The sequence below is a fragment of the Anaeromassilibacillus sp. An172 genome (assembly GCF_002160515.1).
GTDB classification, from domain to species: Bacteria; Bacillota; Clostridia; order Oscillospirales; family Acutalibacteraceae; genus Limousia; species Limousia pullorum.
Genome location: NZ_NFKS01000020.1, coordinates 45,107 through 54,353 on the forward strand (window position 1 = coordinate 45,107; position 9,247 = coordinate 54,353).

Here is a 9,247-nt window from a genome sequence, read left to right on the forward strand (position 1 = left end):
TTGCAAAAACACAAAAAAGCTCTTTCAATTTTCATTTTATTTATTCTGATGATTTTATCTGCTGTCCCCGTTTTTGCTGTTGACAGCAGTGAGAACACAAATCCAACGGAAACAACAGAAAACTCAGAACCTGACAAGCCTTTATATACACCAAGACTGACTGCACCTGACAGGTCAAACCCTTACTACTATTCAGATAATAATCCTTTTTTTGCAAGCGGATACGGTATGCCGAACTGTACAGCATATGCATGGGGACGAGCTTATGAAATATTAGGCTCTCCCCCTGCTTTACCTACAAGCGACGCACGAAAATGGTACGAAAGAACTACCGCATACCCAAAGGGGCAAACCCCTGCTTTGGGCGCTGTTGCAGTATGGTGGAGCGATGTTTCAGGACACGTTGCTGTTGTTGAGAAAATCGAAAACGGCACTGTAACCTTTTCAAACTCCGCTTGGGGTGGTTCTACCTTTTATCTTACGACCGCACCTGCAGACGGTTCTGATAAGTTCTGCGGTAACCGTGCCGGCTGGACTTTTTTGGGATTTATTTACATAGCAAACTTTGGCGGCAGCGCCGTAGGAAGCATACAAGAGGTATCTCTAAACGATAAAATAGATGACCAGCTTAACGGCATAATCAACTATGTCAATGACCGGTGGACGGGCTTAGGCGCTGATATAGATAAAGCAATCAGTATGGGTGATGCAATCGAACTAAGTCAGATACATAAAAATCTATTTCTTTTTCTGGCGAATTTCGTGATGGCTATCGTTTTTTCAATGTCGATAATTGAAGATTTTACAATGGGAATAGAAATAAATTTTAACATTGTTTTAAATCTTATTGTTCCTTTGATGTATACAAAGGTCTTCGTTGATTTTTCATATACGGCAGTCAGCATAATAGTCGGATTTTTCGGTCAGTTTATGCATGGAGTCGGTGTTGGGTTTGATGAGGTTCTGACAAATTTTGAAACCAACTTCATATCAACGGTAACTCCCGAAAATATATTTTTAGCATTTCTTAATTCGCTTCCGATTTATTTAGTCTGCCTGATAGCCTTTGGCGTTGCAATAGTTATGCTTATAAAAATTTATATCACCTCTCTCTCCCTGGCTTGTCTTATTCTTTTTGCACCACCCTTTTTTGCCTGTCTTGCAGGACGTCCCGGGAAACATATCTTTGAGAACTACATAAGAGCATTGCTTTCAACCGGTCTTAATATTATTTACATGTTTATCGTTATCACTTTGGGTTCAATATGGCTTAACAATGTTTCCATAACATGGGGCAATACATGGTTTTTTGAAAACATTGTAAAAGCTGTAATCATTATGGCAATGGGATTTATGTTCATCAAGGCTCCAAGAGCTATTAAGAATTTGATTTAGAAAGAAGGAAACATATGATAAAAGCACAGATATCCAAAAATGTTATAAAACGTAATCGAAACGGAAAAATGAACTTTGAAGCAAGAAGTCAAAGAAGCAAAATAATAATCTCAGCAGCTGTCAGCGCTGTATGCATGGTAATCACATACACAATGTTAAACAGCTTCTTATCATGGGATGTTTTAAGCTGGGTTTGTCTTGCAGAATTAACTGTATGCGTTTTTGCAATGGTCGTAAGAATAGACGGTATGAATATTTTTGAATTTTATTTTATAAGAATATTCGGAAAAAAAGATATAAGACTTTTTGATAAAAAATCTTTTTTGAATGACAGAGATAGGGGTGATAAAAAATGAGTTTATTTTCTTTTTCCAACGATAAACCAAAACGTCAGTTTTTAAATATAAAATCAACCAAAATCCCGAAATCATCACAGGACACGTTGGCATTTATTGAGGCTTACGAAAACGGTATTTTCAGAACCGCAGAAAACACATATTCATTGATATTTAAAATAGATAACATTGATTACCGCCTTCTGCGTGACCCTGAACAGAACAATATCTACAGGTTCTATCAGCAGTATTTAAATGCATTGCCATCTGAGGTTTGCTATCAGGAATTTTTAATGAACATACCGAAAAACTCAAGCAAACTCAGAAAAGCTATGATACCTGAGTATTCTCCGAAGAATAAGGAGGAAGCAGAGATATTCAAAAGCTATACCGAGCTTCAGGAATATTTTATAAAGGAATCGGAAAAATCCTCTGCAGAGAAAAAACTCATCGGGGTTCTTTCCTATACAGTTGAAGGAAAGATGGATAACGCTGAAGTTCTGTTGAAATACTATATAGAACTTCAAAGAAATCTACAGGAGATGGGAAGCAATGCAAGACAGCTTATGACTATGGAAGTTTTCGAGCTGCTCTACAGCTACTATCACCCATTCACCGCAGAGAATTTCTTTATTCCTCAAAAGATTGCAAGCCGTGGAAGTTCTCTCAAAGATTACATAGCCCCTTCATCTTTTGTATTTATGCCTACAGATGATTATTATAAAATGGGGTCAGCCTACTCAAGAATTTTTTATCTTTCCGTTTACCCCAATGAGTTGGCAGACAAGTTTATTTCTGACCTCCTGGACAACAGTTATCACATCTGCGTATCAAAGCACATTGTCCATGTTGACAAAGGCGATGCAATGACTCTAATCAAAAAAGAGATTTTTGACGTTGAAGAAAAAATTCAGAAGCGAATGAAAGATAACCATAAAGACGGCACAAACTTCATTCCGTTCAAATATCGAGAACAATCAGAAGAGCTTAAAAATCTTCAAAATCAGCTTTCCTCAAATGATACCCAGCTCTTCGAGGTTTCCGTTCTTGTAGGTATTTCGGCTAAAACTCTTGAAGAACTTGACAGTCTTACCACATTTGTTTTGGGCAAAGCCAAAAACAATCAGGTTGTTTTGAAGCCTGCTTCTGCAAACCAAGAGAACGCAATGAACAGTCTTTTACCCTACGGAGTTAACCACCTTACAAGTAAAAGCAGAAGCAACGTAAGTACATTTCTTCTTTCTGATGCGGTGGGTGTGCTTATTCCCTTTTCAGCACGAACCTATTTTGCAGAAAACGGTTTAAACTATGGCTTGAATGACGCTACAGGAGATGTTATTCTTCTTGACCGAACCGAAGAAATGAACTCAAACGGATTTATTTTGGGAACATCAGGTTCAGGAAAATCTCTGTTTTCAAAACTGGAAACCTTTGAAACTCACTTTAAACATCCTAAAGACTATGAGATTATCCTTGTTGACCCTGAAAAGGAGTATGTTCCCCTTGCCGATAAACTAAATGCTCAAGTGTTGAAACTGCGTCCCAACAGTCCTACAAAACTTAATGTCTTTGACACTAACATAAATTATATAGAGTCAGACGGCGACGCTCTTACTATGAAATCAGAATTTATTATGACGATGGTAGAAACAGCAAAGGGACAGGTTTTGACAGCCGCCGAAAAATCAATGCTGGATAAGTGTGTTAAAGCCTCATACCACGAATTTATGCTCCACGACGGTGATGAAAAATATCTGCCTACACTTACAACTCTCTATGAAATTTTAGGCGAACAGAAAGACACAACAGCTACAGACCTGCAAAAGATTCTTGAGTTGTATGTAACGGGAAGCTTTAACAATTTCGCAGGACACACAAATATCGAAAGCACCTCAAACAGAATAATCATAGATATATCCGATATGGGACAGCAGCTGAGAACTGTAGGACTTCAGGTTATTTTTGAATACCTGTGGCAGAGAGTTAGACAAAACCATCAAAAAGGAATACGAACCGTTATAATCAACGATGAAATTTCATCAATGTTCCTTGACGGCAATTATTATGCCAACATTGACAGCTCGGGACAATTCTATCAGAAGATATTCAAACGTATCAGAAAATACGGAGGTTATGTTACTGGTATCACACAGAATATATCTCAGGTTCTCGACTCTCCGCAGGCGAGAACAATGCTTTCAAATGCAAGCTTTATCGTGCTTTTACAGCAGGCTGAAGATGATTTGGAAAGAATAAAGGATTTATTTAAGCTTTCTCCGACTCATTTAAGTTGTATATCATCAGGAAAGGTAGGAACTGGAATTATAATCTGCGGCAAAAAGATTATTCCTTTTTCAAAGGCTCTGCCGCCTGTTATTATAAAGACAAATGCCCTGTATAAGCTTTGCTCCACAAAATTCAACGAATAAAAGGAGAATTAAATGAAAGACGTTAACTTAAAGAATTTAAAAACAACAGGAGTTTACACACATTCAAATAAAAAACCGAAAGAAAAGAAGCATGATATCATCAGAGAGAAAAAATCGTTCTCTCTGGGACGAAAAAAAGACATGATAATTTCCGATAGCTCACAGGAAAACAGCCGTGATCGTCATCAACAGATGAAAGAATATCTCCTGTATAACTTCCGTATATCGGGAATTCATATTTATACTGTTGAAACACATCCTTTCAAAGCTAAACTTGTAATGGGCGAACCTCTTGACAATGAAGCTTTGATTATGAGTTATTACGCACATAACAACACTGAGGTTTTTACTTCTGCACTTGGTATTCACTCTCCGGAAGTAAAAAGCCGAATGATAACACAAATGTACATAGAATCCGTTGACTTTCGCAGCTATATCGGAAAAGACTACCTTATCATTTACGACAGTAAGATTTTGGAGGCTTTCAGAAATCAAAAAGATATGTACATTCTTATGGAATACACCCACAAGTGTCTAACCGGTAAATTAAAAACAGGAAGGAGTTAAGTAATGATTGTTGTTACAGTACAGGGCAAAAAAAGACAAAAGAAAATAAATCTGACTTCCATACTGAATACTATGCCCGATATAAATGTTGTCTGCACCATGCCAACAATAGATGAAAACTTCCTTGTAAATGTTAAGGAAACCTATATGCCTCACATGGTGGTTGTGGATTTTGAAACACCGCTCAAGGTGCGCATGGATTTTTTTGATGTGCTGTCACTGTTAAAATTCAAAATATCATCCCTGAGAATTATTCTGATAGCTTCCAAAACATCAGTTGAAAGCTTTGGGAAAGATAAGTTTTATAAAAACTTGGAAAATGCAAAAATTCATGATTGTATTGTTTCTGACGACAACGAATTTATAGAGGACAGACTTAAAAAAATAATCAATTCTCCCTCCCCAACAGAATTTGACTTTCTCAAAACAGCTTCGGATGATGATAAAGATGAAGAACCTATAACGGTTACATCTTTGCCGAAGAAAAGAAACACTTTAAACAGAGATTTGGAAGATGTGCAATTAAACTCAAATATCTTTACCGATGACGGCTTTGATTTTAATCCGGACAAAGTAACCTACACCGACCCTGTTTCAGACATAACCGATTACCCTCAGGCGGTAATTGGTGTCACTGCATTTAAGGATGATGATTTTTCTTTGGCTTACTGTTTGGAAATGGCATTTTCATTGAAATCTTATGGTTCTGTTTGTATCTGCTCATCCCACTTTGAAGCTTTAAAAAAATATCATTCAATAAAAGAAGAAACCTCGGGTATATCCTATAAAGATATAGATATTTATCCGAGGAACACTGAGGACGTAAGCAAATACAGGTTTGTAATAAGGGAAATTTTAAAGTCAGAGGACACTCAAGCTGATTTCTATATTCTCGTTTGCTCTGCCTATGAATGGGAATTGCCCGATCTTCAGGAATATATCAACAGCCAAAAGGAAAAAGATATCAACTATGTTTTCACTCATGTTGATAAAGACAGGTTTTTAAGTATCAATAAGATTTTACATAAATCAGGCAGAAAAGCGTTCCGCCTGGAATCAAGTGAAAACCCCTTTGAACCATGCCCTTGGAACATAGACACATATTCCTGCATTTTCAGCAGATACATACCTTGTTTTAATGCAAAAAAAGGCATGTACAAAAAGAAAAAGTCAACGAGTGTGTGGCTATACAGAGTGTCAATATTTACCGTTCTATCAATACTTATAGTTGGCATTGTGTATCTATGCTTCGTTATAAGGAGTATTGACACAACAGAAGAAAATACGGAACACGATTCTTTGTCGTTTTCCTACGATTTAAATCAAGATGGAAAAATTGATATATCTGATGTAACATTCCTTCAAGGCATTTTATCGAGCAGTACAGAGAACGATATAAAAACCGGAACTGGTTCCGAAAATCCTGTTGAAATAACAGAGGCAACAAAACCTACAGAAACAACAGAAGCAGAAACAACAAGTGAGGTTACACAATGAACGAAAATATAAAATGCCCTAAATGCGGATATCCAATAGCAGAAAATAATCACAGGTATTACTGTTCAAATAAAGCCTGTGATTTCTCTATAGTAAAGGTTCTGTGCGGTAAAAGAATAACAAAATCTCAAATTAAAATTCTTTGCGCAGGAGGAAGAACAGCAGTTATCAAGAATATGATATCAAAGAGCGGCAGTCACTTTGACGCCGCTCTTTCCTATAACAAAACCGACGGAAAGATCGAATTTGTTTTTGAATAAAGGAGGTTTTATGTACTCAATATTATTCATCAATCTTTTTATTTTTTACCGCCTTTATTATCTTTACAGTGTGAGGAAAAACTGCGGACAATTCCCCAAAAAGAATAAATATCTGATAGGAGCAGGACTGAGTGTTATTTTGTCAGTCCTGCTCTTTTTGTTAATCGGAGATTACTTGGTTATACCCGGGTTCATTTCTGTTTTGGTCTTTATAGTTATTGAAAAAAGAACTATGAAAAAATCAAGAAAGGAAAAATAAAATGGCTGAACATAAAAAATACACATTAGAGGAAATAGAAAAAGCAAAAGAAACCGATATGATAAATTTTCTTGAAAGCAAAGGCTACAGCTTTAAAATATCAGGAAAAGCCTATAAATGTGTTGAGCACGACAGCCTTGTCATCAACAAGGACAGACACCGATGGTATTGGAATTCACGTTCAATAGGAGGATACAGTGCTATTGATTTCTGTACAAAAATTGAGGGTATGCGCTTTCCCGAAGCTTTGTCAAATATCCTTGGCAATCAACAAACATATATACCGAAATCTTCACTCCAGGAAAGTAAAAATACTGTTGCGGATATTGTTCTTCCAAAAGCTGAAAAAGGAAAATACAAAAGACTTTTCGGTTATCTCTGTATGAAACGTAAAATTGACCCACAGCTTGTAATTGAACTTATAAGAAGAAAACAACTATATCAGGACAATAAAGGAAATGTTGTTTTTGTAGGTTACGAAAAAGGCAACAAAAAACCTCAGTACGGCTCGATAAGAGGAACCGGCGATAAACAGTTCCGAGGAGATGTTCAAAACAGCCGTAAAGAGGTAGGTTTTTTCATAGGAAATCATAATGCGGAAACTCTACAGATTTTTGAAGCGCCTATAGACGCAATGAGTTTTGCTACATTTCTAATAGGTCTGCAAAAGAATCAAACCGTAACAGGTGTATTTGAAAATTACGCACTGCTGTCACTTGGAGGAACTTCGGATGTCGCCCTGGAACATTATCTTAATAATCACGAAAATGTAAAAAAGATAGTTGTATGCCTCGACAACGACGAAGCAGGAAGAACAGCAGGCAAAAAGATAGGTAAAAAGTATAAAGACAAATATGTAATTACACGTTTGTCCTATAGCGGGAAAGATTTAAACGACAGCCTTATATCTGCATCAAAAGATTTGAATGAGTATGCTCAAAAAAGAAGGTCAGTGAATATCAAGTAAAATAAAAAATGGACAACCGTGAAACTCTCCCTTTTCACGGTTGTCCTTAGAAACTGACGAACAAACAAATAAACAACGACTAAACAATAGTTAATCGTCGCACCTTGCCTTGCCCATTTTTATTTTAAGGCTTATCCATTTAATTGTCAATACAGAAAGAGGTGAAAATATGCTGAATCATTTTAAAATGCCAAACGATATATTCTCTTTAACAGCTACAGAATGTGCCGTGCTGTCGGCTCTCTACAGCGTTCACAGTACGTTTTTTATCAACGGCAGTACAAGACGTTGCCTTTGCATTAAGCAGGCTAAAATAGCTGAAAAATGCGGTCTTTCCAGCATTGCCGCCGTACGCAAAGCCATAAAATCACTGTGCAATAAAGGGTTTCTGAGAATAATCCGCCGCAATCTTAAAAGAGACGGCAATCTCGGCACATTCAGCTATTCTCTTCCAGTTTTGACAAGAAGTTATTTCTATGTACCACGTCACGTTCTTGGCAAGCTGCGCCCATCGGCTATGAAAGCGTATCTGTTCATCTGTAAATCAATCCAGAGCGTAAAACGCTTTGCATGGAACAGCTACACGGATATAGCTGAAAAACTCGGATGCAGCCGTGTAACAGCCATAAGACTTATTCGCCAGCTGTCTGATATGAAGTTAATTGTCAAAAGTAAAGTCAGAAAAGAGGACGGAAGCTACTCCGACAATCACTACAGACTCAGTGATGATACAGAGCAGACTTCCGAACCGACAACAGATAATCTTGTATTGAATAGCACTTCTACAATTATTTATTCTGATGATTTTTCTTTTATTTCATGGGGTAGTATCAAAAAACGTATATCTCTTATAGTACCCACTATCTATCTTCAGAAAAAAGAAATAATAAATTATATACATAACACTTCTTATATAATTTATATCAAACAATATGATTTTTCAACATATGACATGAAATGATATGATATAATATTAAACATAATTAACATTTCAACACTTATCAACATATATTAGAATTTATATTATATAAATAATCAGTATTTTAACATAAGTCCAATAAATTTAATTTATTTTATTTAAAACTTATATTTTATCGTAAGCTTTTTTCACTGGTGGTGCGATAAGATTTGAATAATAAAAAATTAAGGAGTTGTTTTTAATGAGTAACAGGTATCTAGTTGAAGAACACACAGAGTATGTACCGGAAACCAATCAGTTTTATACCACACAAACAATCAGGAAACTGCCCAGCCGTTGGGTGGCTTTGTTCCTCTGTTTTTTCTTCGGCATTGCCGGAATTCATCGAATGTATGTAGGAAGAGTTAAATCCGGTTTTTTGATGTTTTTAACAGGAGGTTTTTTCTTCCTTGGCTGGCTTTCCGATTTGCTTTTGCTGATAGTGGGAGAATTTAAAGACAAAGACGGAAGAATTGTCAAATAACAACTTTTAAGGACTTTTATTTTAAATTTGATATAATTAAAAAGCTTAAATAGAACTCAAAAGATGGATGTTGTTAAAAATGAGTTGTATAAAAGC

9 protein-coding genes are annotated in these 9,247 nt (G+C 36.3%); all 9 read left to right on the forward strand.

The window, feature by feature from the left end; all coding sequences use genetic code 11:
* The 9 genes from B5F08_RS09555 (at window position 1) to B5F08_RS09600 (ending at window position 9,151) form a co-directional block, all read left to right on the forward strand.
* Entirely contained in the window at window positions 1–1,395 is a 1,395-nt protein-coding gene (locus B5F08_RS09555) for a CHAP domain-containing protein (protein ID WP_087378680.1), read from the forward strand.
* A 14-nt stretch (window positions 1,396–1,409) separates the two neighbouring features.
* A complete protein-coding gene (locus B5F08_RS09560) occupies window positions 1,410–1,751 on the forward strand; it encodes a hypothetical protein (RefSeq protein WP_087378682.1) in 342 nt (113 codons plus the stop codon).
* Window positions 1,748–4,159 carry a VirB4-like conjugal transfer ATPase, CD1110 family gene (locus B5F08_RS09565; protein ID WP_087378684.1) on the forward strand — a complete coding sequence of 804 codons (2,412 nt, stop codon included), beginning with the start codon at window positions 1,748–1,750 and terminating at the stop codon, window positions 4,157–4,159. The genes B5F08_RS09560 and B5F08_RS09565 overlap by 4 nt, the downstream gene beginning before the upstream one ends.
* Window positions 4,160–4,171: 12 nt before the next feature.
* The gene (locus B5F08_RS09570) at window positions 4,172–4,726 is read left to right on the forward strand and encodes a hypothetical protein (protein WP_087378686.1); all 555 of its coding nucleotides are present in this window, start codon (window positions 4,172–4,174) and stop codon (window positions 4,724–4,726) included.
* A 3-nt stretch (window positions 4,727–4,729) separates the two neighbouring features.
* Window positions 4,730–6,223 (forward strand): response regulator transcription factor, encoded by a 1,494-nt coding sequence (locus B5F08_RS09575; protein ID WP_087378688.1) that lies wholly within the window; start codon window positions 4,730–4,732, stop codon window positions 6,221–6,223.
* Entirely contained in the window at window positions 6,220–6,483 is a 264-nt protein-coding gene (locus tag B5F08_RS09580; protein WP_087378690.1) for a topoisomerase C-terminal repeat-containing protein, read from the forward strand. The genes B5F08_RS09575 and B5F08_RS09580 overlap by 4 nt, the downstream gene beginning before the upstream one ends.
* A 260-nt stretch (window positions 6,484–6,743) precedes the next feature.
* Window positions 6,744–7,709, forward strand: a complete 966-nt coding sequence (locus B5F08_RS09590) for a DUF3991 and TOPRIM domain-containing protein (protein WP_087378694.1) — start codon at window positions 6,744–6,746, stop codon at window positions 7,707–7,709.
* A gap of 169 nt (window positions 7,710–7,878) precedes the next feature.
* Window positions 7,879–8,670 (forward strand): helix-turn-helix domain-containing protein, encoded by a 792-nt coding sequence (locus tag B5F08_RS09595; RefSeq protein ID WP_087378696.1) that lies wholly within the window; start codon window positions 7,879–7,881, stop codon window positions 8,668–8,670.
* A 199-nt stretch (window positions 8,671–8,869) separates the two neighbouring features.
* Window positions 8,870–9,151 carry a TM2 domain-containing protein gene (locus B5F08_RS09600; protein WP_087378697.1) on the forward strand — a complete coding sequence of 94 codons (282 nt, stop codon included), beginning with the start codon at window positions 8,870–8,872 and terminating at the stop codon, window positions 9,149–9,151.
* Window positions 9,152–9,247 lie beyond the last annotated feature (96 nt).